The organism is Alkalihalobacterium alkalinitrilicum (assembly GCF_002019605.1).
Classification (GTDB): domain Bacteria; phylum Bacillota; class Bacilli; order Bacillales; family Bacillaceae_F; genus Alkalihalobacterium; species Alkalihalobacterium alkalinitrilicum.
Genome location: NZ_KV917368.1, coordinates 4,096,417 through 4,122,448 on the forward strand (window position 1 = coordinate 4,096,417; position 26,032 = coordinate 4,122,448).

Sequence of the window (26,032 nt, forward strand, 5' to 3'; positions counted from 1 at the left end):
TATGGTTAATTACCGTAAGATTCTGGAACTTTATCTTGAAGAAGTTAGTCAAAGAACGATTAGTTCTAGCACTGGGCACTCAAGGAATACAGTTTCAGATGTTGTTCAACGTGCCAAAAAACTTGGTGTAGAAAGCTTGAATGACACCATGACCAATCCATGGCTAGAAGCGTTTCTCTTCCCAGAGAAACAGGCTGTTGAGAAAGGGTACTTCCCAATTGATTGGGAAAGAGTGCATAAGGAACTACAAAAGAAGAATGTAACCCTGTCCCTGTTACATCACGAGTATTCCACAGAGGCACGGGAAGGCGGCAAGATTCCCTATGCCTATCGTACATTTTGTGAAAACTATGGGAAATATGCGAAAAAGTATAAGTTAACTATGCCTATTCGTAGAAAGCCAGGTGAAGTCATGGAAGTAGATTGGGCTGGGACGACACTAAAGATAAATGATCGTTCTACAGGCGAAACGATTCCAGCGTATGTTTTTATTGCGACCTTACCTTATAGCCAGTTCAGTTATGTTGAAGCTTTTTTAGATATGAAATCAGCTAATTGGCTTATCGCTCATATTCATGCATTGGAGTATTTTGATGGAGTTCCTGAAACAATGGTTCCTGATAATTTGAAAACAGGGGTTACGAAAGCACATCGGGAAGAGCCTCTTCTAAATGAAGCCTATCGTGAAATGGCAGATTACTACCGTACTGTCATTGTTCCAAGCCGTGTTCGAAGGCCAAAAGATAAAGCGAGTGTCGAAGGCACTGTTGGATATATTTCCAGACAGATTATCGCTCCACTAAGAAACTATCAGTGTTTTCATCTTCAAGATTTAAACCAGAAAATCTTTGAAAAATTAGAAGAAATCAATACCACTGAATTTCAAAAGCGACCAGGTTCGCGTAAAAAGGTGTTTGAGGAAGAAGAGAAATCCTACCTTCAACAGCTTCCTCAAACAAGGTATAAACTTGCGGAATGGAAAACAGCAAAAGTTCAACTGAACTACCACATCCAAGTTGATCGAATGTATTATTCCGTTCCATATGATTATGTCCGAGAGAATGTCGATGTTCGACTGACTACGGATTTAATTGAAGTTTACTTCAAAGAAGTACGGATTGCATCCCATAAACGACAACATGGTGAAATTGGCCAGTTAGAGACCAATCCAGATCACATGCCTGACAATCACCGATTATATTTAGATCATAATCCAGAAAATAACCGGAAGTGGGCAGAAACAATTGGACCATCTATGACTCAATTTGTCTCTCATATCTTAGAAATGAATGTAGAGAAAAAAGCATTAAATAGCCTTAGCACACTGAGGAATATAGCTAAGAAATACCCAAATGAAGAAATAGAGAAAGCAACAGAAACCTTACTTGAAATTTCAACAAACCCAACGGTTTCTGTCTTTAAAAGTGTAGTAGAAAGAAATAAGAAGAAAAAACAAACTAAAAAAACGGATATTAACAGACCTCGCACTACATCTGACGACTATGGATTTGTCCGTGGAGCTAAATACTTTGGGAGGGATACAAAATAATGAACCAAGAAACTTTACGTAAACTAGTAGAAATGAAAATGGGTGCGATGGCGGAATTATATCAGCAGCAAAAGCAGAATAACGATTATAGGGACATGGATTTTGATGATAGGTTCAATCTCCTGGTAGATTATGAATATGATAGACGTAAATCGAATCGACTTGAACGACTAATTAAACAGGCTACACTCAGCGAACCAACAGCAGCTATTGAAGATATCGAATATCATCCGGATCGTAATTTGGATAAGAATCAAATATTAGAGTTAGCAACTGGGAATTACCTTCAAAATCACCATAACATCATTTTAATGGGCGCCTCTGGGAACGGAAAGACATGGATATCCAATGCCTTTGGGGTACATGCATGTCGCCAATTTTATAAAGTGAAATATATAAGGTTACCAGAATTACTAGATGAATTAGCTGTAGCAAAGTATGAAGCAGATGGCAGCTTCCGTAAGTTAATTCAGAAATACAAAAAGATTGATTTATTAATCCTGGATGAGTGGCTACTAACAGAGCTTTCAGAGGAAAATATACTGCATGTGTTGGAGATTATTGAAGCAAGGCTCAAAAGAGCCTCTACTATTTTCTGTTCCCAATTCTCACCTGAGGGATGGCATTCAAAACTAGGACAGGCACAAATAGCAGATGCGATTCTTGACAGAATCGTTCATGATTCATATAAGATTCTAGTTGATGGTGAAGTTTCGATGAGGGAACGTCATGGATTGAGGGTATCAAAATGATTCCACTAGAAGTTGAAAATCGTACAGCTGGATATTTTCTTCATAGGTATTTACCTGATGAGATACAGAAGGCTCTAGAGGCAACACTATTACCCTCCTGCATTTGGAACGACGAAGAGGATAGGATGAACTAGTTAGCCGGGCTATTGAGATTATTGATAAGGAATTAAGAGATAAGAGATAAGAGATTTAAATAATAATATAAACAGCCATTGGAGCAAGTGAAGTTCCAGTGGTTGTTTATATTATTAACTACTTTGATAAAAGTGGCTCTCGCCCCCACACTTAATGGCTCAGTTGACCGCAAATAGTGGCTCAAATCTCCGCACTAATGGCTCAATCTGTCCGCAATACTCAAAGTGGAAAAGCTATACCGAGACGATATGGAGCCAGTGAATAATAAAAGTCACCGAGCTACCTTAAGGGCCGGATACTATCGATTGTGATGATAGTATCCGGCCTTTTTTATGTTGATTTAAAAGTTCATACCACGATTATACCGAGCGAGGAATCAAAGGAATTACCCAGGCCGGATAGTCGCTTCTTTTTGAAGTGATTACCCGGTTTTTGTGTTCCTTGGATCTTAAATATTTTGTACCGAGCAACGGAGTCGTGGTGAACTACCTAATGGCCGGACAATGGTTAATCCTGAGATTTATTCAGGAAAGCTATTGTCCGGTTATTTTTTGTCTCTTTTTTCCTGACGGCTCCTTGCCGGTCAGGGAGGAAAAAGAGAATGAGTAAATTCATCTATATCGGCAAGGAGAAAGTGAAAGTAAGTGAAGAGATTTACAAAGAGTATTACAGAATGGATCGACGTGAACGTTACATGGAAAAGGATATTAAAGTAGGACGTATAGTTGTTAATCCAGAGGCGGAAAAGGTTGAATATATCCCAAGCAAAGAGGATTCAATCAATCGTTTGATGGATCAAGGTACAGATTTTAATGATGACCAAATAATCGAGGAAATTCTTTGTGATAAAGCAACTCTATTAATCTTGCAGGAAGCTGTTGCAGAGCTAGATCGTGAGGAACAAAAGTTGATTGAGGATCTTTACTATAAAAATTTAACTACAAGAGCAATTGGAAAAGAAATAGGCGTCTCACACATGGCAGTCGTAAAACGCCATAAAAAAATTTTAGACAAACTGAAAAAGTTTTTTTGAAAATTTGGTTTCCAAACAACCAACCCCGTTGGCTAATAAGTGAAGGGCAATATTCAATGTGAGGAGGTGAAGGGGATGACAACACAAGTGAAGCAACAAGGTGTTAATAAAGATATGCAGGAAGAAATGGTTGGTGTTCTTACGGCTATCAGTATTGTTTCTAAAAGGCTAGCTAATCGACTGAGCCAGCTTGATGAACAAAATGAGAAGAAAGGAGAAAAAGCAAATGAGTAAAACGAAACTTGCACTTGATGTAGTGACCGACTTACGAAATCTAGCAGGAAGTATTGAAACATTAGTATTTGCAATAGAAAACAATCAAACGGATTCCGCAGCCCCTGAAGAGAAAAAGGGAGCAAAGGAAAACAAGGAACCGAAGAAAACAACACAACCTCAAAAAGCTAAGCTGCCAACATTGGAAGATGTCAGGGCAAAACTTGCAGCACTTTCTCAAGATGGAAAACAGGCGCAAGTGAAAGAGCTAATTACAAGTTTTGGAGCAAAGAAATTAAGTGACATCCCAGTTGAAAAGTATCCAGAGCTTTTAGAAGAAGCGGGGAAACTTGGATGAAAAACACGGGAGTTGGATCTGTGAATCATTCAGAACGGGCCCATGCTAGTTTAGGGGCCTCTAAAGCAAGACAGTGGTTAGCTTGTACACCAAGCATTCGACTCGGTGAACAGTACGAGGAAGAAACGAGTGTTTATGCCAGAGAGGGGACTTTTATGCATGAGCTGTCGGAACTTTATTTGTCTTATGAATTAAAACAGATGACAAAAGCTCAGTTAAACAAAAAGCTGAAGCAGATGAAACAAAATGAATTTTATAACTCAGAAATCGAACAAGCTGTACAAATCTATGTGGATGTTGTTACTGAAAAAATGAATGAGGCTAGGGCAACAAGTAAGGACCCGCTCATCCTTATTGAGGAAAAAGTAGACTTTAGCCCGTGGGTTCCAGATGCTTTCGGTACCGGGGATGTAATTTTAATCTACGGAAATCGGCTAGAAGTTATTGACCTTAAAGGCGGCAAAGGGGTCAAGGTTTCTGCAGTGGAAAACCCACAAATGCGCCTGTACGCTTTGGGTGCAATAAACAACTTTGGTGTACTCTTCGATATCGATTCCATTTTGATGACGATTGTGCAACCGAGGTTAGACAATATCTCCACCGACGAAATGCAGGTGGACGAACTACTGGAATGGGCAGAAGAAGTGGTAAAGCCCAGAGCGGAGCTAGCTTTTAAGGGTGACGGAGATTTTATTGCTGGTGAGCATTGCCGTTTTTGTAAGGTGAAGGCCTCTTGCAGAGCGAGGGCAGAAGAAAATCTGAAAATTGCTTGTATGGATTTTCAGAAACCTCCGTTACTAACAGATGATGAAGTTGTAGAAGTGTTAACATCCATCGATCATCTGATGAGCTGGGCAAAAGATATACAAGAGTATGCATTTGTTATGGCGATGAATGAAAACAAGCAATGGCCAGGGATGAAACTGGTCGAGGGTAGAGGTAGCCGAAAATATAGTGATGAAAGTGCAGTGATTGAAGCACTTTCTGCTGCTGGATATGACAGTGAAGTGATCTTTAAGAAGTCACTTAACACGATAACAACACTGGAAAAGGAACTAGGTAAAAAAGCATTTCAAGAGTTGCTTGGGTCTCTAATTGCAAAAGCGCCGGGCAAGGTCAAGCTCGTGCCAGAAGAGGACAAGCGACCAGAAATAAAGGCTTCGCCTGAAGCAGATTTTCAATAATGAGGAGGAAATAAATTATGGTAAAAATAACGATTGGTACAAAGGAAAACCCAGTACGGTTCAGTTATGCGAATGTTCATCAAGCAGTCAGCGTTAATGGAAGTGATTTGAAGTATTCATTAAGTATCATTATCCCAAAATCAGATAAGAAAACCATCAAAAAAGTAAAAGATGCTATTCAAAAAGCCACTCAAGAAAACAAGGACAAGTTCGGTGGTAAGGTACCCTCCAACTTAAAAACACCATTACGTGACGGTGATGTAGACCGTGAAGATGATGAGGCGTATGCAGGTTCTTATTTCATTAATGCCAACAGCAAGGTTAAACCAGGAATTGTGGATGCTGATTTAAATCCAATCATGGAACAAAGTGATTTTTATTCAGGCTGTTATGGAAGAGTCAGCTTAACTTTTTATGGATTTAACGTAAATGGAAATCGTGGGATTGCCGCTGGACTTCAAAACATTATGAAGACGGATGATGGAGAACCACTTGGTGGTCGCAGTAGTGCCGAAGATGATTTTGCTGATGACAGTGGCGATGATGAAGATGACATCTTAGGTTGATGTCTATGAAACTATTATCCATTGATATAGAAACTTACAGTAGTGTAGACCTCATTAAATCTGGGGTCTATGCCTATTGTGAATCGTCTGATTTTGAAATTCTTCTATTTGCTTATGCCTTTAATGATGACGAAGAGGTGCATATTGTTGATTTAGCTTCAGGTGAGAAGGTACCAGCTGACATCATAAAGGCAATGACAGATCCAACAGTGTTAAAGACTGCTTACAATGCTAATTTTGAACGAACTTGTTTAGCTAAGCACTTTCGTAAATCAATGCCGCCGGATCAGTGGCGGTGTTCATCCGTTCATGCCTTAATGCTTGGCTTACCTGGAAATCTCGATGGGGTGGCTAAGTGCCTTAGGTTGAAAGTGCAGAAAATAAAAGAAGGAAAAGCCTTAATTCGTTACTTTTCGGTTCCTTGTAAACCTACCAAAGTGAATGAGGGAAGGACTCGTAATCTACCAGAACATGACTTAGATAAATGGGCCACTTTTAAGGATTATTGCAAACAGGACGTTGAGGTCGAGAGACAAATCCGAAAGAAGCTAGATGCCTTTCCAATTCCCAAAGTAGAACAGAAGCTTTGGGAGTTGGACCAAAAGATAAATGATGAAGGTGTCCTTATTGATAATAGCTTAGTCAATAATGCCATACAGGCAGATAAGGCATTTCAGGATAAGCTCTTTGAAGAAGCTGTGCGTTTAACAGGACTCGAAAACCCGAATAGTCCAGCGCAGCTAAAAGGTTGGTTATTAAAACAAGGGTTAGAAGTGGATAGCCTTGCAAAGAAAAATGTTGAAACACTGATGAGTGACGTGGAAAAACCTGAGGTAAAAAGGCTGTTGAAATTAAGACAAGCAATGTCCAAAACATCAGTGAAAAAGTATGAAGCAATGGAACGCTCGATCTGTCCTGACCAAAGGATTAGAGGGTTGTTGCAATTTTACGGGGCGAACCGCACTGGCCGCTGGGCTGGTAGACTTGTTCAAATTCATAACCTACCAAGAAACAGTTTGAAAGATTTACAAATTGCAAGAGAACTATTGGAGTCAGGAAAGTACGAAGCATTGGAGCTTCTATTTGAGAGTGTGTCGGACGTATTATCGCAGTTAATCCGAACGACGTTTATTCCATCAAAGGGCAACCGCTTTGTTGTAGCAGACTTTTCAGCAATAGAAGCAAGGGTGATTGCTTGGCTTGCAGGGGAGCGATGGCGGATGGATGTGTTTCAATCTCATGGGAAAATTTATGAAGCCTCTGCTGCACAGATGTTTAAAGTACCAATAGAAACGATTGATAAAGGTAGTCTGCTTAGGCAAAAAGGTAAAATTGCTGAATTGGCTCTTGGATACGGTGGCTCTAAAGGGGCGTTGATGCAGATGGGGGCTTTAGAAATGGGTTTGACCGAAGATGAACTTCCAGAGTTAGTTTCCGCTTGGCGAGAAGCAAATCCGAAAATCGTGAAACTTTGGTGGGGCATAGAAGCGGCAGCAATAAAAGCTGTAAAGGAAAAAGCGGTAGTGAAGATGCAGTATGGACTGACCTTTCATTACACGAAAGGAATTTTATTTATTACACTGCCATCTGGTCGTTCACTTGCTTATGTTAGACCGAAAATTGGGATAGACGAGCGTTTTGGAAAGGAACAACTCACTTATGAGGGAACGGAACAAGGCTCTAAGCAGTGGGGCAGGATTCCTACTTATGGTGGCAAACTTACGGAGAACATTATCCAGGCCATTGCTAGGGATTGTTTGATGACATTGGGTCTGACCCCCACTAGGGTAAAGCATTAACGCAGTGGGGGACAGACCTTGTTTCGGGATCAATCGTCGAAACAAATAGAAGCGTTAACACAACAACTTCAACACTTAACAAAGCTTTTATATGGCTCTAAGACTGAAAAGTCAAAGTATAATACGCCCGATGGACAACTGTCATTATTTGAAGATGATCCGTCTTTTAGTCATCCTGAGCAAACAGAAGAACAAAGCCAACAGACGATTTCTTATACTGTTGTACGAAAAATTCAAAAGAAAAGAAATAATTCCTTGCGTGATGATGTGGAGATAGAGGAAATTCACCATCACCCTGAAAAGACAGTCTGCGACTGTTGTCAAAATCAAATGATCGAAATCGGTAGTATCATTGCCCGTGAAGAGGCCAAATTTATTCCTGCAAAAATGATGAAAGTGCAACACATTGAACATGCTTATGAATGTAAAAATTGTAAAAGCGACTCATCACTGCCAGCGCAGATTAAACGTGGGAAAGCGCCACAACCAGCTATTCAACGTAGCATAGCAAGCCCTAGTGTACTTGCCAAAGTCATCTATGATAAATTTGCGCAATACTTACCACTTTACCGCCAAGTAAATGAATGGGGACGTTATGGACTGGATACGAATGATAAAAATCTTTCTAACTGGGTTATTCGAGCAGCACATGATTGGCTATTGCCAATTTACGACCGAATGAAAGCCAAGATGATGTCTAAATCTGTATTGCATGTCGATGAGACATATTCGAAGATTATCAATCGTTCGGATGGGAAATCTGGCCAATCGAATGCTTATAACTGGGTATACCGAAGTGTACCAAGCCAAGGCCCCACAATGATTCTATTTCAAAGCTCCTTATCACGAGCTCGATCTGTTCTTGAAAGTTTCACCGAAGGTTATACTGGAACAGTTATTTGTGATGGCTACTCTGCCTATAATAAAATTGGCGGCATCACCTTCGCAAACTGTTGGGCACATGTTCGTCGCTATTGGTTAAAAGCAGACAGCAAAAATGGCCAAACCGGTGTAAAGTATTGTGATGAGTTATATCAACTGGAAAGGAAATTTAAACATTTGTCTCCGAGCAAGCGCAGAAAAAAGCGCCAAAAATACTCGAAACCAATCGTGGAGAAATTCCTTAACTGGGTTGAAACATCACCATTCTTCGGAAAAAATGCACTCGCAAAGGCAGCTGAATACACATTAAACCGAGCAAATGGACTGAAAGCTTTCTTAACTGATGGTCGGATTGAAATCGATAATAATCCGGCAGAGAACGCCATTCGTCCTAATGTTTTGGGCCGAAAAAATTGGTTATTTTCGGTCAGCGAAGCTGGTGCAAAAGCCAACGCTATCTGCTTAAGTCTCGCGGAAACAGCCAAAAGTAATGGCGTGGATTTCTACGAATACATAAAGAAACTTTTGACGGATCTGCCGAACATCGACATCCATCAAAATCTTGAAATTTTAGATCAATACATGCCCTGGTCAAAAGGGATCCAAGCAGCATGTAGCAGAAAATAATATAGCCGTATTTTCGATAAAAAATCGAGATATACGGCTCTTTGTCATGCGTATCGGTAAGGTACGTTTATTTTTTTATAGTTCGGGCTTACCGAAAATCTAAAAAACGCCTACCTATGAAGTAGATAGACGTTTCCTAAGATGAGAAGAAGTTTCATTTAATTATCCTTCTTATTTTTAGTCAAAATTTGCTCCTTTTTGAACATGTTTTTCTCTACTTATATTGTTTTGGGCTTTCTATATCAATAGACTTAATTTTTCATAAAATTAGAAAAACCTACACTTATATATGGAAATAAAGCTATTATGATTATGTCTATTATTAAAACTAATAAAAAAGGAATAATAGATCTTAAAATAGATTCATATTTCACCTTACCGATTTTAGCAGCTACAAATAAACCTACACCTAAAGGCGGAGTGAGTAATCCAACAGACAAATTAACCACCATTAGTACACCGAAGTGAACTGGGTCCATACCAATTCCTAGAGCAATTGGGAATAGAATGGGGGTCGCAATAATTAACGCAGCAATCCCATCCATAAAAGTCCCTAATAGTAGTAAAAAAACACAGATTAATATCATGACTGTAAAAGGTGATAGATTTGCATTACCTAATGCTTCTGCTATATTGTGTGGAACCCTTTCTAAGGTTACCAATCTTCCAAAGTAGGATGCAGTAGCAATGATTAAACCAATAGAGGATGTAGTTAAAACTGTCGATAGAAGGATTTTTTTTAAAACATTATAAGTAATTTGCTTATAAATAAATACACCTACAAAAAATCCATAAACAACAGCGACAACTGATGCTTCCGTTGGAGTAAAAATCCCTGCATATATTCCTCCTAATATTATGAGTGGCATCAGTAAAGCCCAAAAACTTTCTTTTAAAGTTTTTATAATACTTTTATTAGATTGTGCTACATTTTCACCATATCCTTTTTTCAAAGAAACTAAATAAGCAACAAGCATTAATGAAAGTCCAATCAAAATACCAGGAATAATACCAGCAATAAATAAGTCTCCTACAGAAATTCCAGCTATAACGCCTATCAACACCATTGGAATACTTGGTGGTATAATCGACCCTGTTATCCCTCCTGCCGCTTGAATTGCTGAAGCAAAGTTTCTTTCATATCCCCTTTGGACCATATGTGGTATCATAATTGAACCAATCGCAACTATAGTTGCTACAGAAGAACCAGAAATAGCACCAAAAAACATACATGCGACAATGGAAACGTGTGCTAAGCCTCCTCTAATGTTCCCAACTAAACTACTAGCAAATTCAACAATCTTCTGAGACAATCCACCGTATTCCATCAATTTTCCAGCCAATATGAAAAATGGAACAGCCATTAAAGGAAAGGAATCAAGAGATGAAAACATCGACTGTATCAACCTTAAAAGATTTATATCTGAAATCCAAATACTAATTATCATCGTAGAAATGCCAATAGCAAAAGCAACAGGTACATTTATTAAAAAGAGTAATAACATTATAATTAAAAGCAACAATATCAATGTCTTATTCCTCCTGAATCTCCCCATTTTTCCAAAATTTAATTGTTACATCTATTATATTTAAGATTTGTAAAATACCAGCTAGAGGAATTACACTATATATATACCCCATTGGGATTCTTAAATTTGGAGATCGCTGTCCCAGCGTTAAACTTACTAATTCAAATCCTTTGATAATAATTACTATTAAAAAAATAATACATAGCATTGCTACAACCGTTTGAAAAATTTTTTTTGAAGGATTGGATAATCTATTTGACAATAAATCTATGCTAATGTGGCTCCCATATTGAAAAGCAAGGGATGCACCTAAGAATATGATAGCGATCATTAGGTACCTAGCTAGTTCATCAGTCCATACAAAAGATGTATTGAATAACAAACGCGTCATGATTTGTAAAAAAATAAGACAGACCATTGCAATTACAAATACCATCGTAATACTTTCAGTTAAACGATTTAAATTCATAAGAATCCTACTCCAAAATCCCATCTTCTTCACTCCATATAATTACAAGAAAGCAAGATTTCACTCTTGCTTTCTTGTATAATTAACAAAATACAAACTTTACTTTGTATCGTTTTAATAAGTAGCTACTATTTTATCTATGACTATCTACAATATCAATTAAATCTCTATATGTTTCACCATACTTATCGTATACTATCTTTGTTGCATTAATAAACGATTTAATATCCACTTCTTCTAAACCAATTACTTCCATTCCGTTCTCTTGAACATATTTTTCAGCAGCCTCTTCCAATTCTTTATTTAATTGACGTTGTAAGAGTGCATTTTTTTCTCCTATTTCTATTAATAATGCTTGTAATTCAGCGTCAAGTGAATTAAACGTGATCGGACTTATCATAAGTACTGCCCCACCATAGGACATTGGTACTTTAGTGATATAATCTTGAACCTCATACAGTTTAAATGATTGTGCTACACCAAAAGTATCTTGCCCTGCATTAATAACACCTTGTTGGAGTGAAGTAAACACTTCTGCAGCATCCATAGTTGTAGGGTCAGCCCCTAAGCTATTATAGGTATCTACAATAATCGGACTTTCCTGCGCTCTTATTTTCATTCCACGTATATCCTCTGCACTATATACCGGTTTTCCAGTTGTCACAAAATTCTTAAAACCAAAGTCAAGGAATCCTAGACTTTTTAGCCCTACTTCCTCCATTTTCTCTGAAAAAACTTCCCCTAAACCTCCATCTAGTGTACGATGCACATGATCTATATCTTCAAATAAAAAAGGTAAATCTAAAACAGATAACTCGTCCACAAAGTTTGTTACTGGCCCAGAGGATACTATTGCTAAATCTAATGTTCCAACTTGAACGCCTTCAATTAATTCTCTTTGCCCTCCTAATTGTCCAGAGTCGTACACTTCAATTATTAATCTTCCATTGGATGCTTCTTCAATCTCGTTGGCAAATCCTGTTGCAGTTAGTCCATATGAATGTTGTGGTGGTGATGGATGACCTAATTTTAATGTAATTGTTTCCTTTGTATCAGTTAATTTTTCATCTGATGTACCTGTAGACTGATTTGAATTACTACAAGCAGCCACTATTAAAATAAACATAACAAATAAAATTAACATTGATCTTTTTTTCACACTAATTCCTCCCAATGTTTATCTTTCTTACCTTTTTTCACTTTTGGTTAATAATTGAAATAAACATAGAGCAGCCTTACTAGAATGTTAACACTTTTACGGTACAGTAGATTTATTATACCTTTTTAGAAATAAGGAATTTCATAGCTTATAAATTCCATTGACAAATTAAATTTCACTGATTTTCTCTAATTTGTAAATTCCTTCAAGCCAAAATGCCACCTCTTCCACCAAGGCATTTAATATCACCTCACCTGCCTCTGGATTAGCACCAACAGGATTTCCAAAAACTCCACTGGGACTAATTGCTGGTACACCATTTTCCTGCATTATCTCCATCCATCCTGGTTCACCAGTAGTGTAGCCAGCCACTGCTTCAAAAGATCGCACTCGATGTTCTCCTAAAACATGAAGCACCAAACTCGTTTCTATTGCACCTGCATGACTATCTGTAGGTGCTAACTCAAGTCCTGTACTTAAACCAGCTTGATACATAATATTTAAAAATCTCTCAAAATCATCATAAGCCTCTATTTGAATTTCTGGGAAATCATCACCGCATTTTTTTGCATACTCTCCAAGAAAACTAAAATTCCCACCGTGAAAACTTAGCAAACAAATACGAGTTACACCCATATGCTTCAATGCAGTGATATAGGCCCTAATCTCTGCTGCTAATGTCACGGGATCAAGGGTTATAGTCCCTGGAAAATCTACGTGATGTTCTGATAATCCCGCAATAAGAGTAGGTGTTACAATGATAGGTTCCTGAAAACAATCAGAAACTTTAGCCGCCATCACTTCAACCAAAATAGAATCTGTAAATAGGGGCAGATGCGGCCCATGTTGTTCAAACGCCCCAACCGGGATTAAAGCGATTGCACTCTTATCTTGTGCAATTTCCCTAGATTCAGAAGATGTCAAGTATTTTAGATCTACAAAGCTCATAATAATTATTGTCTCCTTCTTCAGTGTTTCACTTCCAATTATAGGACGTAAAACGTTTTATAATTGGAAGTTCCAAAATACGTATTCATTTGTTTACTAATTGTTGATCATTTAAAGATTTAGATTTTTTACCAAGGATCCTACCAAGAATCCAATTTCTTATCACCTCCCATAATTAACTGGTCTGGTTCTTGAATTTTTGATTGTCTATTGCAATTTTTACTGTATTAATATTTCTTGATTATAGTTTAACAGCATGATAATTTCTAATCTGTTCATTAGTTACATATAACAAATAAATTTCAAAATAATTTTTCAATTCTGAATGAATGATAAGTAATTTTTAACTAATTGGTTTATACTAAATGACTATTTTAAGATAGTTAATCCATTTACTCTAACTTAATTTGATTAGTACTTAGCAGTGTTTTTTTATTTTAAATTAATCAAATTATTTGTTGTTGCTTTATTTAAATTAGATTATGATTAAATTATTAATGTTTCAATTTAGTAGAGTTGCGTTCTTACAGATATAATATTCTTAATTAAAAACTTGAATAGAACTTTAAATTACTCCATAATTAAATCGTTTACATTTGCGTGCCATGCAACCTAGATTACGAAGGAAGGAAGTGGTCTTATCCAATTGCCATACGTTGTTGAAGAAGCCTTTCATCCAAGTCATTTCGGGCAACTCCCGCCAGAGGTTAATGAACTTATCAAGCGTAAGTCCTACAAAAAAGGTAGTAATATCATTTTCCAAGGAGATCCCGCAAAAAACTTTTACTATGTACATAACGGCAAAGTAAAAGCAACAATCGTCCGCCCAGATGGTACTGAGAAAGTATTTGCCTTTTCTGAAAGTGGCCAATTTTTTGCTGATGTCCCTTTCTTCCAACAATCCAATCACTGGTATACAGTAGTAGCAATAGAGCTCACAACAGTAAGTGAATTTTCAAAAGACGACATGGAGACAATTATCCGAATTCATCCTGAATTTGTATTTTCCTTGATGCAATCAATTTCTCAAAAAGTTTGGATGCTAAGTAATCAAATGATGACTCTAACTTTCGACCCTACCGAAGTACGTTTAGCTCGTATTATAGTTGAAATTTTAAATCGTAAACCTGAAGGGATTCAATCGCTATCGATTACACATCAGGAGCTATCTTCTATATTAGGTACATCAAGAGTTATGGTTACGAAGATTTTAAATGATTGGCGAGTACGTGGAATTGTTGATTTGCGAAAAGGAGCTCTTTCCATCAATGACTTGCAAGCCCTTAAACAAATAACAGCTTTTAATTTGGAGTAGTAAATCTACTAATGAAAGTTGTACTGACTAGGAAAAAAGTATAAATGGGAAAACGAAGTGAGGTTTCTTCCTCACTTCGTTTTTTTACGTGTATAAAGGCCACCTGTTAAAGAAAATATTCTCTCTTATAAAAAAATGAATTAGCAACTCTTTTGTTAAATTACGTCTAATAAAGCTTCTAGATACGTTAAATACTACTTTCCTTTTACCGTAGAGGCTTCCAAGAAATAATTGCTCCATGAAAAGAATGTTCATATGTATACTTTCCATCTTTATATTGAACATACTCACTTATTGCACTTTCTACATCTGACGCTTTATCGGGGGGTGACAGGCACCATTTTCATGAAATAGATGAATACTACCCTGTTGCACACGAATTACTTGGGAATCTGAAATACTCTATTATTAAACAGATTGTATACTCTGAAGAGCTAACTTTCAAACCTAAAATAAAGATGAGACATTAAGACAAAACATTAAAAATGCTTATTATATTGACCAGCATGTTAGGCCCATAAGTGATTCAGGTGGGTTAAATCGTAAGCCCCCATTCAAACAACGCATATAAACAAGTAGCGCCTCCAGGTACGATATAAGTATCAAATATAGGAGGTGCTTTTCTTATGCCACAACAAAAGTTAACGATCGTCCCCGTTACACTACACTCCGAAAATAAAGCTCCCGATACACCAATTTCTCAAACACCTCTTTCAAATAGCGTTTGCACGATCAAAACGGCAACCGCTGAAATATCCTTCTTCAACGGCATAGATGAGCGAACCATCCAAACCGTAATGAAGGAGTTGAAACATCTATGAGACACGATTATACTAGCGTGAAAAATATCTATATCATTTGTGGCAAAACCGATATGCGGAAGGGCATTGACGGATTGGCCACACTGATTCAGGATTCTTTCAAGCTCGATCCGTATGGTGACTCGATATTCTTATTTTCTGGATGGAGTAAAGACCGCTATAAATGTCTATATTTCGACGGTGATGGCTTCGCCATGCTCTATAAGCGATTGGATAATGGGAAGCTCCAATGGCCAAAGAATGAAAATGAAGTACGCACTCTTTCACAAAAGCAAATTCGCTGGCTTCTCGAAGGGTTATCTATAGAGCAACCAAAAGCGATTCCACCATCTCCAAAAGGGGTGTTCTAAATTTAATAAATCTATTAATTTTATCTTTATTCCACTGTTCAAACTACTTATAATAGAAGGAACGAATCTGAACGAAAAGTGGTGAATGGTGTGGCGAATGTTTCTTCTAAAAATGAAAATCAAAACGAAAAATTAATTCGGCTGCTTGAGGAGCAATTGGCTCATACGAATCAGCAAAATCAAGAGCTATCAAAAAAATTGGATCAATCGTCGAAACAAATAGAAGCGTTAACACAACAACTTCAAACACTTAACAAGGCTACTGGGGTCTGTCCCCCACTCAGCTAAAGTTTAACGCGTTAAAGAGGTAGAGGATAACGAAGATACAAGAGTAGCAAATAGTGGCTGGGTAGCTTAGTGCCATTTTTAGATAATTGAAAAAATAATATAGATAAGTGAATGTATAGGTATAATCGATTTGACAACTACATAAAGCGGATGGGCGGTTGACCATCTCCCAAGCGAAGGGAGGTGGTAAGGTGACGACTTACGAAGCAATAACTGTTGCATTACAATCAAATTTAGTTTTGATAAGTGTAATTTCATTGATTCTAATTATCGTCAAAGAAATAAGAAAAAAGTAACCGTCATCCGCCCGACCAAAGGATAGAATAGGTTACTTTTTCATATTGGTACTTATTTACTTGGTCAGCCGCTCTTCATGCGGCATGTAGTTGTTTTTGGCTGTGTGTTTCCCGCACTTGGCCATTTTTCATTCTATGTTAATTATAAGTATATTATACACTGTAGTTTAATATACAATCAATTCCTGTTTTTTCTCTTTTGATGGCTTTCTCAATCCCTTTTTCCATGCTTTTGCTACGTTTTTGTGAAATTTCTGTAAACCTTTTTCAGAATAGCAGGATTTAGACGAATGTTATAGAAAGATGTCACTGTGAAAATCTAACTGAAAGGTGGGGTGGCCATTGGCACGCAAGCCTCGTGTTTGGTTTCCAGGGGCCGTGTTTCATATTACGAGTCGCGGAAACCGTCGTGCTTCTATTTTTTACGAACCTGATGATCGATTGATGTATTTATCGATATTAGAAGAAACCCGAAAGTTTTTCCCATTTCATCTTCATGCTTACTGTCTAATGACGAATCATATTCACCTTCTCCTCGAAACAATCGATAATCCGACGAAGGATATTATCAAAAAGCTACATTCCCTCTATGCGATTTATTTCAATAAGCGGTATAAAACGAGCGGTCATTTGTTTCAAGGGCGTTATCATGCAGAATTAATTCGTGATGATCCTCATTTCTTAGAAGTTAGTCGGTACATTCATCTCAATCCAGTGGCAGCGAAAATGGTCACACGTCCAGATAGCTATCGCTGGAGTAGTTATGCTGCTTATAATTCCTCTCGCTCTAACCCTCATATTAAAACAGAGCGAATTCTATCTTATTTTCCTCACCCTCAGAAACAAAACTACCAAAAATTCATTGAATCTAAGTAAATAAGGAGATTTACCTATTGGCTGTTTCTGTAAGTAGTATTGGGCTAAAAGGTTTAGAAGGATATGTGATACAGGTGGAGGTTCAAAAATGCGAACATGGTCAGCATGATGAAAGGCACAAAACGACATATTAACAAAAATAATGGAAATCATAAACTAAAATTTGATATACTTTAGGTGAGGTGATGTTAAATGAACATGTTGAGTGAACATGCCAAACAAGAGTTATTTAATGCACTAAAAGGCAGGCAATCTGGAGCTTTTGTAATAGATGGTAAATTAGTTTCTATCGAGATTGAAAATGATAATACGGTTTCACCTAATGATTTAGTAAATGAAGATATTGCTCAAGAGATTGAAGAGTATCCAGAGTTGAAAGAGTCCTTGTCAAGGTATTTAAATAATCCAGGTATGAAAAGGTATTCTGGAAGTGAGTTGAAAGCTAAACGAAATGAAAAAAGAAAATCATTTTAAAGTCAGTTTTACAGAAGAGTTTGACTTATGTTTAGATAATATCCAACAGTTTTTTGCTGAACAAGGTGAAGAAACACTAAACTGGTGGTATACAAAAGAAGATGAAATAATTGATCATATAGAATCGAATCTTTCTGAAAATCCCTTTATTGGTCGAGAAATTCAGAAGGGGAGCTTTAAGGGACTGAGAAGGATAACCTATGGAAAAAGTAAGCATACGATGTTAAATTATATCATTTATTATGTTGTTTATGAAAATGATGGTTACATTGATGTCATTAATATCTTACCTTCGAGGTCAAAACGTAAAAGAATTAAAAAATAAACAATGCAATTCCAAAGGACGTTGTTTCTCACTAGACAACTTCTTTTATTATACGGAAGATTTGGAGTCTGTCCCCCACTCAGCTCAGTAGAAGCGAAAATGGTTACACGACCTGAAAGCTACCCTTGGAGTAGTTATGCTGCTTATATTTCCTCTCGCTCTAATCCTCATATAAAAACAGAGCGAATTCTATCTTATTTTCCTCACCCTCAAAAACAAAACTACCAAAAATTCATTGAATCTAAGTAAATAAGGAGGTTTACCTATTGTCTGTTTCTGTAAGTAGTATCGGGCTAAAAGGGTTAGAAGGGTATGTGATACAGGTGGAAGTTCATTTGTTACCTGGAATGGAGTCCATGCATATTGTCGGTCTTCCTGATGCATCCGTAAAGGAATCAAGGGAACGAGTAATGGCGGCACTTCATTCATTAGGAATCAGCCTTCCTGAAAAGAAAATCATTGTTAATTTATCTCCGTCTGAGCAGAAAAAGAATGGTCCTTTTTTTGATTTGGCGATGGCCGTTGGGATTTTAAAGTCGATTGGAAAAATTGAAGCTAGTATCCCGCGTCATGCGGCTTTTCTAGGTGCATTGTCACTTGATGGGTCTGTACGCTCGGTCACAGGAATTCTACCTGCTGTGTTAGCGGCTAAAAAGGAGAACATCCAAACGGTTTATTTAGCCTATGATCCTACTTTACCTTTATCGCTCATTGATGGAATTGAATTACGTTTTGTTGAGCATTTATCAGAAGTGTTAGATTCGCTAGCGGGTCATGGTACCCTTATGGCCCCAACGCGAGTTGCAGAGAAAGCGACTGAAATGGTGTATGAGCAAGACTTTTCATATATTACGGGACATAAGGGTGCAAAACGTGCCTTAGAAATTGCGGCTGCTGGAGGGCATAATGTTCTTATGTCAGGGCCACCTGGGTGTGGAAAAAGCCTACTTGCTGATACTTTTCCTACGATTTTCCCGCCATTATCGAAAGAAGCCCAGCTTGAAGTCATTAGCTTATACCAATTAGCAGGGAGCAGCTACGTTTCTTCTTCAATACCGCCGTATCGACATCCCCATCATTCTTCCTCAGCCGTTGCCATTATTGGAGGAGGAACTAACCCTAAGCCAGGTGAAATTTCCTTAGCTCATCGCGGTATTCTTTTTCTTGATGAATTAGCAGAGTTTTCGCGGAAAACGCTCGATATGTTACGTCAGCCACTAGAAACGGGGAAAGTAACGATTAGTCGTGTTCACTCGACGGTTACGTATCCCGCCGACTTTTTATTTATCGGTGCGATGAACCCTTGTCCATGTGGTTATTTAGGTTCAAAAACTCATTATTGTACGTGTACACCAAAGCAAGTAAAAGCTTATCAAACTCGCGTATCTGGTCCAATTAAAGATCGAATGGATATCTTACTCGCATTACAGCCTGTTGATCTGCACAGAAGGGAGGAAGAAGAGACATCGGCTGTGATAAGAGATCGTGTCATCATGGCAAGACAAAGTCAGTATGAAAGGTACGATAAGGAGATGACAAATGCAAACGTAACGATGGAGTTACTGAATAAAGTGAGTCCACTTACTACGCGCCAGCAGCTTTTATTACAAGAAGGGATTTCAACCCATCACTGGAGCAACCGTGTTCAAATCAAGATCATTCGCTTAGCACGAACGATTGCTGATTTAGAAGGGGAGATGTCGATTACTGATGAGGCACTGGTCGAAGCAATGACGTATCGACGCTGATGTTTATTAAGGAATCGTCCTAGAGCTTTCTTACCTCACTAACCACTGCCCCCAAGATTTTTCTTCAGCTGTCCTCTTTCTTTTTTCCACCGCTAGTTTCCCAACTACTGTTCCGTAAAAATACTGAATGAAACTCGTTTTTATGAAATTTTGCTTATACTTATAGATCGTTTCCTTGAAGGCTTGTATGATTGGCGGGAGTAAGGTCTCGATCGGTTGTGCAAACTTCATGGAACGGTAAGCCATTGTGATTCGATCCCATAGGGAACAAATGTCCTTAGCTCGATTAAAGAAGGGCTTGACGGTTTTGACGAATGGTTCAGGGACATAAGACGGGACAAACGTATGGTTAAGTGCTTCAAGTGTGATTTCTGAATTTAGTTTTGATGATTGACGAAGATCTTTATCTTTATGCTCTTTAGTTTTAAATAAAGGAGCTTTCGGTGCTTTTTCCAGTGTTGGATTGCTTGGTGTATCTGGTCTTTTAGCTCCTTGACGGTCTGTCAATTGTTGGTCGTGTGCTCCGTCAAAGTGGTGAAAGACATAAACGTTATGAGAGTAACCACCGTTTTGCCTGGTGGTGTGATGAATGCTAATAATACCAAGTTTTTTTGCTTTTCGCAGCATACGCTCAAAGGTCGAGCGAGAGATCACGCCATTATTGGTTTGAGCGGCTTGAACGAGTTTGCAAATTCTTGCGTTACAGATGCCAGGTATTTTTACGCTGTATTGAATTAACGTTAATAGAGCCACCCGTTCTCCTTTTGTGAAGCGGTCCTCGTACTGTTTCCTTACTTTTTTCATTGTTTCATTGAATTGTTTGACGGAGCGGAATTTGCTTAAGTGAGCGAATTGATCGATATGGCCAGATTTCACGGGGGTGCCTCCTTGTTTCGATTGAAGTGGATTGGTTGGTTAGGATTAATTGGCTGGTGCTGTTCTTTGATATGAGGTGATTGATTAAGCTGATGACATGATGACAGAGTTAGCTTGTTCAATGAAAAAAGATGGACAAGCTAACCCATTTTAGGTTGTTCACGCGTAAAGTTAGCTAAAGCTCGGATAATGCGTAAAACGTGTCATGCAGTATGAGGTGCGCTGGAGTTGTTTTTCTATCGTATAGTAAGAGACATGAAGTAATAGTTCTTTACTGTCTATAAAAGTGATAATGGTGTGGGATGGGGCATCGGGATGGCGGTGGATCGACTTGATGTGATGATAGAAAAGCCAGTGGCATTCATACAACTTCGGGGAATGGGTCGGAAACGCATAAATTTGTTCGTGTGGAAGCACGGGAATCGGAACTTTACTGTTGACCCCTGTTTTATGAGTAACAGCTGCGCGTCTACCGTTGTAGTCGGCACCGCCTTCTAAACAAGCTTCTTTGATCAGCTGCAGCGGCGTCTTTTTTACATAATAGCGTTGATCTTCTTCCCAGACGGTCGTTTGATAGTCGTTGTGGTAAGCAGGGAGGAGGGCAGACGTGGCTTTGTTGATTTCGTAGTGATCGAGGATGATTTCAGTCATTTTGGGGGCTCCTTTATGGGGGGAATTTTTTGAAGGATAAAAACTGAAAAGGGGACGAATGAAAATGAGTAATATTACGTCACTTAATCCCCGTTTTTCAGTTAGAATGAATAACTCGAAGGAAAACGAGAGTAGAAGGTAGATATCCTTTCTACTCCTCTTTCTTCATTCTGTCGATATCTTCTATTACTTTGTCTTCTACTTCCTTACAAAGGACGGAAGAATACGTATCAAGCGCTCTTGCTATACTAAAGAGTACATCGAAAGTAGGGTTTCTTAGTCCTCTTTCAATATCGCTAATGTAAGTATCGTCCAGATTAGCTTCTTCAGCTAATTTTTTTTGTTTCATTCCTTTATGTAACCTTCTTAATTTAATAACTTCCCCTAACGCATTATAAAGAATCGGATTTTTCTTCAATGGAAAGCTCCTTTTTAAACAAATTATTGAATTTGCTTAATAGGAGATGAATAGATGATAGTCGAAGTAGAGGGAGAAAATGTAAAATACAGAAAGTTAGTTCAAAAGTAATGAAGCTATTTTCCTTTATTATTATGTAATAATCGAACATCGAGGAACATAGACGATAGTCGAAGTTTGATTAAGAGATTGTAAAGATGGAAGAAGTCTCCTAGTTTGTAAAGTCACAGTGACAACACGAAATTTGGCTAATGTTAATAGGTTGGAAAATCTCTTGAAAAAACGAATTAATAGGCAACTAGTAAAGAAGCAACTGCATTCCTCTTAGATTGAAAAGATTAAACAGAAGAACTCCATATCACAATGACGACTCGGAGATTGACTCAGTAGTCTAGTCGACTAAAATATAAGTGATAGACCAAATATGAAAAAAGCGTAGGTGCAAAAGGAATGTCCATCTGTGATCATTGCAAGGAACTAGAAGCGAAGATAATACTTACTTATGAGCAGGGAACAGAACACTTATGTTTTCGTTGTTATAATAAGATGATGGAAGAAGAGCTTGGGATGGAACTCGAGTCTCACCCTGACTCGTTTTCTGTAACTGATTTTGCAGGGGTTAGTAGGTCCTTTGTTATAACTTCCCGGCTTAATCCTATGGGGATCTACCTTGAAGCTGAGGAAAATACAGAAGATGGTTACAAGTTTGCTGTATATGGTGAAATAGACTGCAATCAATCTGGATTACTTAATCAACTGCTGGATAAAGTAATGCGTGGAGTGAGTACATCCTATCTTACAACCACTACTTTTCCGAGCGGACGACATATAGAGTCCATTGCAGAAGGTAAACTCATTGGCAGATTAGATTATGACGAAACCAATGAAGATACACCTTTGGTTATCGTTGATGGAAAAGCTTATACATGGGAGCAACTCGGTAGAATGGTTAGAGCATTTGAAGGTTTTCAATTTCAACTAAAAATGGTTGATATGACGGATGATGTGGAATGAGGGATTCGGAGGGATTCGGGGTCTGTCTCCCACTAGAGTAAAGGGTTAAAGTAGCATAGTTTAAAAGGAAAAGTAAAATGTAAAAATATACAAACAAGGGATTGGTTTAATAATTCCAACCCCTTGTTTGTATTCTTAAAAAATTTTTTTATTTGTAAATATCCCACGAGGGCCAAGGTCTAATACTATAATAATAAGCTCATCATTATGTATTCGATATAGTAAACGAAGAGAGTGGGTTTGAAGTATTTGTAGAATACTGGAGTGCTAAGCTATCATAAGTTTATCATTTCGCTTCTCTCCATAATTAAAAATAGAGCTATTTGTTATGTACGGATAACCAATCAATTCATCTTCAATCATCGGATTCGTACAAGAGGAACTCAAAAAGAATATCTAACCTGTATGTGGGAAAATTAAAATCAGGAGGGATTGAATTGGAACATAGAGCAGGGTTTTGGATTCGATTTGTGGCTTTACTTATAGATAGTTTTATTTTAGGTATCGTTCAATTGATTATAACTTTTATTTTTAATGCATTTCTTGACCCTGATACTGGAGATGTAATAACCTCAATCATAAGCTTATTCATTACATTTGCATATTTCGTTTGGTTTCAAGCCAAAAATAATGGACAAACATTCGGTAAAAAGCTAACGGGTATCCGTGTTGCTAATTTAGATGGCGAACAAGTGACAATAGGGAAAATGGCATTAAGAGAAATCATCGGTAAGACCGTTTCTACTTTAATACTTTTAATTGGTTTTTTAATGGCAGCGGGAAGACAAAAAAGAGCATTGCACGACTATATTGGTAAGACGGTTGTCATAAGAGCTGAATAAAAAATAACCTTTCCTCATCGTCAGGAAAGGTTATTTTAAAAGGAGGATTGTATCATGGACAAACCACTTCTTGTACATAAACATGAGAATTTAATGTATGGTGTCTGTGTCTTAATTAGTATAACTTTGGTTATATATTTACTTCTCTCAATTATTGGTGCCCTCATTTTATTCATTGTCGGTCTTGTTTCATTTTTTTCCCATGCAATTTCTATGTCTCATATCCAAGTAAACGGTGTTAGGTTAAAAGTAAATCAATTTCCTGAATTATATAACAGAGTTGAAGAAATCAGTAGCAAAATGGAATTATCCAAACTTCCAGAAGTTTATATTGTTGAGTCTGGTGGTTTGTTAAACGCCTTCGCAACAAAGGTATTTAGTTTTTTAGGTAAAAATATAGTTGTTCTTTACTCCGATTTTGTTGATATTTGCCTTAAATCTAATGGAAATGAAATTGATTATGTCATTGCTCACGAACTTGCTCATATAAAAAGAAATCATATTAGAAAATTTTTCTTTATTTTTCCTGCTTTATGGATTCCATTTATCGGGACAAGCTATTCAAGAATGGCTGAATATACTTGTGACCGAATGGCAGCATATTATACCGAGAAACCTGAAGATGCTATTAAAGGGTTGTTAGTTTTAGCAGCTGGAAGACGATTATATAAAGGAGTTAATTTAAAGGAATACCTAGAACAATACAACGATAAAAAAGGTCTATTTGTAACACTAATGGAATTACTCTCTACTCATCCCCCTATTCCTAAAAGGATACAAGAAATTGAAAATTTAATGTATGGAAAGCCAAGCGTTTCCCTAATCAACAGAAAGAAACAAACTTTCGCTATTTTATTTTTAGTATTTTTTTTACTTCCAATAATAGTAGGCGGAGTTGCTTTTGCTGGATTTATGGCAATGGAACATTTTAATACCTTTGATGACTTTCTATTTGAATACACCCCTTTAATGGAAGCGACAGGGGATGGGGACACCGAAAGAGTAATTGAACTAATACATGCTGGAGAAGATCCAAATGAGATGAATGAGTTTGGAGAAAGCCCTCTTTTTATAGCAGTAATGCATGAAGATATAGAAATCATTAAAATTTTATTGGAGAATGGAGCTGATCCTAATATACAAGATCCAGAGGGGTGGGCTCCTCTTATGTCAGCAGTTTATACTGAGAATATTGAAGTAAGTACAATCTTACTGGAAGCAGGAGCTGACCCACTAATAATGGATGATTATGGAATGACGGCGATTGATTATGCAAAAGAAATCGGCAATAATGATTTTATCCGTCTGACCAATTCTTTTATAAGTGATTAGAGCGGATTCGCGGATTCGGGGTCTGTGACCCCTACTCAACTAATAATTACCATTAATGATTTTGATAATGGTAACTCATCTTAAAAAATGAAGTCTTAAGAAAAAGGATGGGACAAATGAAGGAAAAAGAAAAGATGGACAACACTGAACCGACGATTGCAACTGGAATTGACGACGATGAGGAGTTAAGTAGAGAGGCTACAAAGGAAGATGTTGAAAAAGGAGATTATACAAAAGTTGTAACACTCTCTTGGGATGAAGATCCGCAAGACTAATTTAATTCAATAACATTAAAAAAGAGCCGAACAGTTTATTAATCTGTAGGCTCTTTAGAATCTGTTACTGTGACACCCCGAAAAATCTTGTTTCACGAAATGTTTCACGAAAAAAATCAGTCCATACTCACCAGTTTAGTGAAATGGTCTGATTTATACATCATTTATAAATATCTCCACGAGGTCCAAGATCGAGAATAATGATAATCAATTCGTTATTATGTATCGGTACGAATTCGATAATCATCATGATCGGATCCTTCTAAAGGTTTTACATTTTGTATAGCGAAAGGGTTTTCGCAAAGTTGACTAATAACTTCATTGACCCTTGTTTTTAATTTAGGGGGTAATTTTTCATAATACTTTGCAGCTGGTTTCCTAATTTTCACTCTAAATTTAGGCACGTACGTCATCCCAATCAACGAGATCATCGTTTTCAATATCAATATTTGATTGCTTTAATATTTCCTTCTCTCGATCTGTTAATGGAGAATTATCTGCTTCAATCGTAGTTTCCTTTTCATGGTCTTTTTCAATAACAACCTTAATAAGGTCATAAACCAACTTTGTGTCACGTTCATTTACAAGGTCTATCAGTGTATGAAGGTCTTCTTTTCGAATACTCATTAGACCACTCCTTAAACAGGTTTATTTATCATTATTATAAACAATAAAGCTTTTATTTGGAATACATCATTGGATCTCCCCCCTCCGAAAAATCTTGTTTCACAGAATGATTCACGCTGGTGTAAGGAATTTCAACTAGGCGTAGTGAGTTCTGCCCTTACTGTTTAGATGAATAATGAGAGTGGGGGGAATGTGAACTTTAACTCCCTACCAGGTAAGGCAACCTTGTTGTGAATCCAGGACGAAGTTTAATGTCCCCCCAAAACGTAAACAAGGTTCAAATCAGGCCTAGGTAAGCTGA

Annotated in this window: 29 protein-coding genes and 1 pseudogene; 21 read left to right on the plus strand and 9 right to left on the minus strand. The window is 37.5% G+C overall.

What is annotated here, in order from left to right; translation table 11 throughout:
* Position 1 precedes the first annotated feature (1 nt).
* From istA to tnpC, 9 genes and pseudogenes are all read left to right on the plus strand, one after another.
* Positions 2 to 1,549, plus strand: coding sequence for an IS21 family transposase (istA, locus tag BK574_RS19815; RefSeq protein ID WP_078427834.1), 1,548 nt, complete (start codon positions 2 to 4; stop codon positions 1,547 to 1,549).
* Positions 1,546 to 2,301 carry an IS21-like element helper ATPase IstB gene (gene istB / locus BK574_RS19820; protein WP_420796988.1) on the plus strand — a complete coding sequence of 252 codons (756 nt, stop codon included), beginning with the start codon at positions 1,546 to 1,548 and terminating at the stop codon, positions 2,299 to 2,301. The genes istA and istB overlap by 4 nt, the downstream gene beginning before the upstream one ends.
* Positions 2,302 to 3,037: 736 nt before the next feature.
* The gene (locus BK574_RS19830) at positions 3,038 to 3,469 is read left to right on the plus strand and encodes a sigma factor-like helix-turn-helix DNA-binding protein (RefSeq protein WP_078429789.1); all 432 of its coding nucleotides are present in this window, start codon (positions 3,038 to 3,040) and stop codon (positions 3,467 to 3,469) included.
* Between the two features lie 75 nt (positions 3,470 to 3,544).
* The gene (locus BK574_RS27920) at positions 3,545 to 3,703 is read left to right on the plus strand and encodes a hypothetical protein (protein WP_169917358.1); all 159 of its coding nucleotides are present in this window, start codon (positions 3,545 to 3,547) and stop codon (positions 3,701 to 3,703) included.
* Positions 3,696 to 4,040, plus strand: a complete 345-nt coding sequence (locus tag BK574_RS19835; RefSeq protein WP_078429790.1) for a hypothetical protein — start codon at positions 3,696 to 3,698, stop codon at positions 4,038 to 4,040. The genes BK574_RS27920 and BK574_RS19835 overlap by 8 nt, the downstream gene beginning before the upstream one ends.
* A gap of 20 nt (positions 4,041 to 4,060) precedes the next feature.
* On the plus strand, positions 4,061 to 5,224 hold the full coding sequence (locus BK574_RS19840; RefSeq protein ID WP_238458055.1) for a DUF2800 domain-containing protein: 1,164 nt from the start codon (positions 4,061 to 4,063) through the stop codon (positions 5,222 to 5,224).
* 17 nt (positions 5,225 to 5,241) lie between these two features.
* A complete protein-coding gene (locus tag BK574_RS19845) occupies positions 5,242 to 5,790 on the plus strand; it encodes a DUF2815 family protein (RefSeq protein WP_078429792.1) in 549 nt (182 codons plus the stop codon).
* Between the two features lie 5 nt (positions 5,791 to 5,795).
* Positions 5,796 to 7,589 carry a DNA polymerase gene (locus BK574_RS19850; RefSeq protein WP_078429793.1) on the plus strand — a complete coding sequence of 598 codons (1,794 nt, stop codon included), beginning with the start codon at positions 5,796 to 5,798 and terminating at the stop codon, positions 7,587 to 7,589.
* A gap of 36 nt (positions 7,590 to 7,625) precedes the next feature.
* Positions 7,626 to 9,098 (plus strand): annotated as a pseudogene (tnpC, locus tag BK574_RS19855) (IS66 family transposase); the annotation flags it as partial.
* Positions 9,099 to 9,349: 251 nt separating this feature from the next.
* Here tnpC and BK574_RS19860 read toward each other — a convergent pair.
* The 4 genes from BK574_RS19860 to BK574_RS19875 form a co-directional block, all read right to left on the minus strand.
* Positions 9,350 to 10,618, minus strand: coding sequence for a TRAP transporter large permease (locus tag BK574_RS19860; protein ID WP_338020605.1), 1,269 nt, complete (start codon positions 10,616 to 10,618; stop codon positions 9,350 to 9,352).
* 13 nt (positions 10,619 to 10,631) lie between these two features.
* Positions 10,632 to 11,096: a TRAP transporter small permease gene (locus BK574_RS19865; protein ID WP_158211701.1), complete on the minus strand. Its 465-nt coding sequence runs from the start codon at positions 11,094 to 11,096 to the stop codon at positions 10,632 to 10,634.
* Positions 11,097 to 11,229: 133 nt separating this feature from the next.
* Complete coding sequence (gene dctP, locus BK574_RS19870) at positions 11,230 to 12,255, minus strand: TRAP transporter substrate-binding protein DctP (RefSeq protein WP_078429796.1); 1,026 nt, start codon at positions 12,253 to 12,255, stop codon at positions 11,230 to 11,232.
* Between the two features lie 168 nt (positions 12,256 to 12,423).
* Entirely contained in the window at positions 12,424 to 13,203 is a 780-nt protein-coding gene (locus BK574_RS19875; protein ID WP_078429797.1) for a creatininase family protein, read from the minus strand.
* 646 nt (positions 13,204 to 13,849) lie between these two features.
* On the opposite strand from BK574_RS19875, the gene BK574_RS19880 reads away from it, so the two are divergent.
* From BK574_RS19880 to BK574_RS19910, 8 genes are all read left to right on the plus strand, one after another.
* Positions 13,850 to 14,518, plus strand: coding sequence for a Crp/Fnr family transcriptional regulator (locus tag BK574_RS19880; protein WP_078429798.1), 669 nt, complete (start codon positions 13,850 to 13,852; stop codon positions 14,516 to 14,518).
* 626 nt (positions 14,519 to 15,144) lie between these two features.
* On the plus strand, positions 15,145 to 15,339 hold the full coding sequence (locus BK574_RS19885) for a hypothetical protein (protein WP_078429799.1): 195 nt from the start codon (positions 15,145 to 15,147) through the stop codon (positions 15,337 to 15,339).
* A gap of 17 nt (positions 15,340 to 15,356) precedes the next feature.
* Positions 15,357 to 15,689 (plus strand): IS66 family insertion sequence element accessory protein TnpB, encoded by a 333-nt coding sequence (tnpB, locus tag BK574_RS19890; protein WP_218970598.1) that lies wholly within the window; start codon positions 15,357 to 15,359, stop codon positions 15,687 to 15,689.
* Between the two features lie 78 nt (positions 15,690 to 15,767).
* The gene (locus BK574_RS27100) at positions 15,768 to 15,977 is read left to right on the plus strand and encodes an Ada3 domain-containing protein (RefSeq protein WP_218970599.1); all 210 of its coding nucleotides are present in this window, start codon (positions 15,768 to 15,770) and stop codon (positions 15,975 to 15,977) included.
* 638 nt (positions 15,978 to 16,615) lie between these two features.
* On the plus strand, positions 16,616 to 17,149 hold the full coding sequence (locus BK574_RS19895) for an REP-associated tyrosine transposase (protein WP_078429801.1): 534 nt from the start codon (positions 16,616 to 16,618) through the stop codon (positions 17,147 to 17,149).
* Between the two features lie 192 nt (positions 17,150 to 17,341).
* A complete protein-coding gene (locus tag BK574_RS19900) occupies positions 17,342 to 17,623 on the plus strand; it encodes a hypothetical protein (RefSeq protein ID WP_078429802.1) in 282 nt (93 codons plus the stop codon).
* Positions 17,601 to 17,948, plus strand: coding sequence for a type II toxin-antitoxin system RelE/ParE family toxin (locus BK574_RS19905; RefSeq protein WP_078429803.1), 348 nt, complete (start codon positions 17,601 to 17,603; stop codon positions 17,946 to 17,948). Before BK574_RS19900 ends, BK574_RS19905 begins: the two co-directional genes overlap by 23 nt.
* Before the next feature lie 266 nt (positions 17,949 to 18,214).
* Positions 18,215 to 19,696 carry a YifB family Mg chelatase-like AAA ATPase gene (locus tag BK574_RS19910; RefSeq protein ID WP_078429804.1) on the plus strand — a complete coding sequence of 494 codons (1,482 nt, stop codon included), beginning with the start codon at positions 18,215 to 18,217 and terminating at the stop codon, positions 19,694 to 19,696.
* A gap of 30 nt (positions 19,697 to 19,726) precedes the next feature.
* On the opposite strand, the gene BK574_RS19915 is transcribed toward BK574_RS19910, so the two are convergent.
* The 3 genes from BK574_RS19915 to BK574_RS19925 all read right to left on the minus strand — a co-directional run bounded on the left by BK574_RS19915 (position 19,727) and on the right by BK574_RS19925 (position 21,641).
* Positions 19,727 to 20,572 carry a hypothetical protein gene (locus BK574_RS19915; RefSeq protein WP_078429805.1) on the minus strand — a complete coding sequence of 282 codons (846 nt, stop codon included), beginning with the start codon at positions 20,570 to 20,572 and terminating at the stop codon, positions 19,727 to 19,729.
* Positions 20,573 to 20,743: 171 nt separating this feature from the next.
* The gene (locus BK574_RS19920; RefSeq protein ID WP_078429806.1) at positions 20,744 to 21,223 is read right to left on the minus strand and encodes a competence protein ComK; all 480 of its coding nucleotides are present in this window, start codon (positions 21,221 to 21,223) and stop codon (positions 20,744 to 20,746) included.
* Positions 21,224 to 21,374: 151 nt separating this feature from the next.
* The gene (locus BK574_RS19925) at positions 21,375 to 21,641 is read right to left on the minus strand and encodes a helix-turn-helix domain-containing protein (RefSeq protein ID WP_218970600.1); all 267 of its coding nucleotides are present in this window, start codon (positions 21,639 to 21,641) and stop codon (positions 21,375 to 21,377) included.
* A gap of 450 nt (positions 21,642 to 22,091) precedes the next feature.
* Between BK574_RS19925 and BK574_RS19930 the strand changes: the two genes are divergently transcribed.
* The 4 genes from BK574_RS19930 (at position 22,092) to BK574_RS27925 (ending at position 25,104) form a co-directional block, all read left to right on the plus strand.
* Positions 22,092 to 22,655, plus strand: a complete 564-nt coding sequence (locus tag BK574_RS19930; RefSeq protein WP_078429807.1) for a DUF7713 domain-containing protein — start codon at positions 22,092 to 22,094, stop codon at positions 22,653 to 22,655.
* 437 nt (positions 22,656 to 23,092) lie between these two features.
* Positions 23,093 to 23,497, plus strand: coding sequence for an RDD family protein (locus tag BK574_RS19935; RefSeq protein ID WP_078429808.1), 405 nt, complete (start codon positions 23,093 to 23,095; stop codon positions 23,495 to 23,497).
* Positions 23,498 to 23,551: 54 nt separating this feature from the next.
* A complete protein-coding gene (locus BK574_RS19940) occupies positions 23,552 to 24,829 on the plus strand; it encodes a M48 family metallopeptidase (protein WP_078429809.1) in 1,278 nt (425 codons plus the stop codon).
* A 116-nt stretch (positions 24,830 to 24,945) separates the two neighbouring features.
* Positions 24,946 to 25,104 carry a hypothetical protein gene (locus tag BK574_RS27925; protein WP_169917359.1) on the plus strand — a complete coding sequence of 53 codons (159 nt, stop codon included), beginning with the start codon at positions 24,946 to 24,948 and terminating at the stop codon, positions 25,102 to 25,104.
* A 218-nt stretch (positions 25,105 to 25,322) separates the two neighbouring features.
* Here BK574_RS27925 and BK574_RS19945 read toward each other — a convergent pair whose 3' ends face one another.
* Both BK574_RS19945 and BK574_RS19950 read right to left on the minus strand, forming a co-directional pair.
* A complete protein-coding gene (locus BK574_RS19945) occupies positions 25,323 to 25,508 on the minus strand; it encodes a type II toxin-antitoxin system RelE family toxin (RefSeq protein WP_078429810.1) in 186 nt (61 codons plus the stop codon).
* Entirely contained in the window at positions 25,501 to 25,731 is a 231-nt protein-coding gene (locus BK574_RS19950) for a hypothetical protein (RefSeq protein WP_078429811.1), read from the minus strand. The genes BK574_RS19945 and BK574_RS19950 overlap by 8 nt, the downstream gene beginning before the upstream one ends.
* Positions 25,732 to 26,032 lie beyond the last annotated feature (301 nt).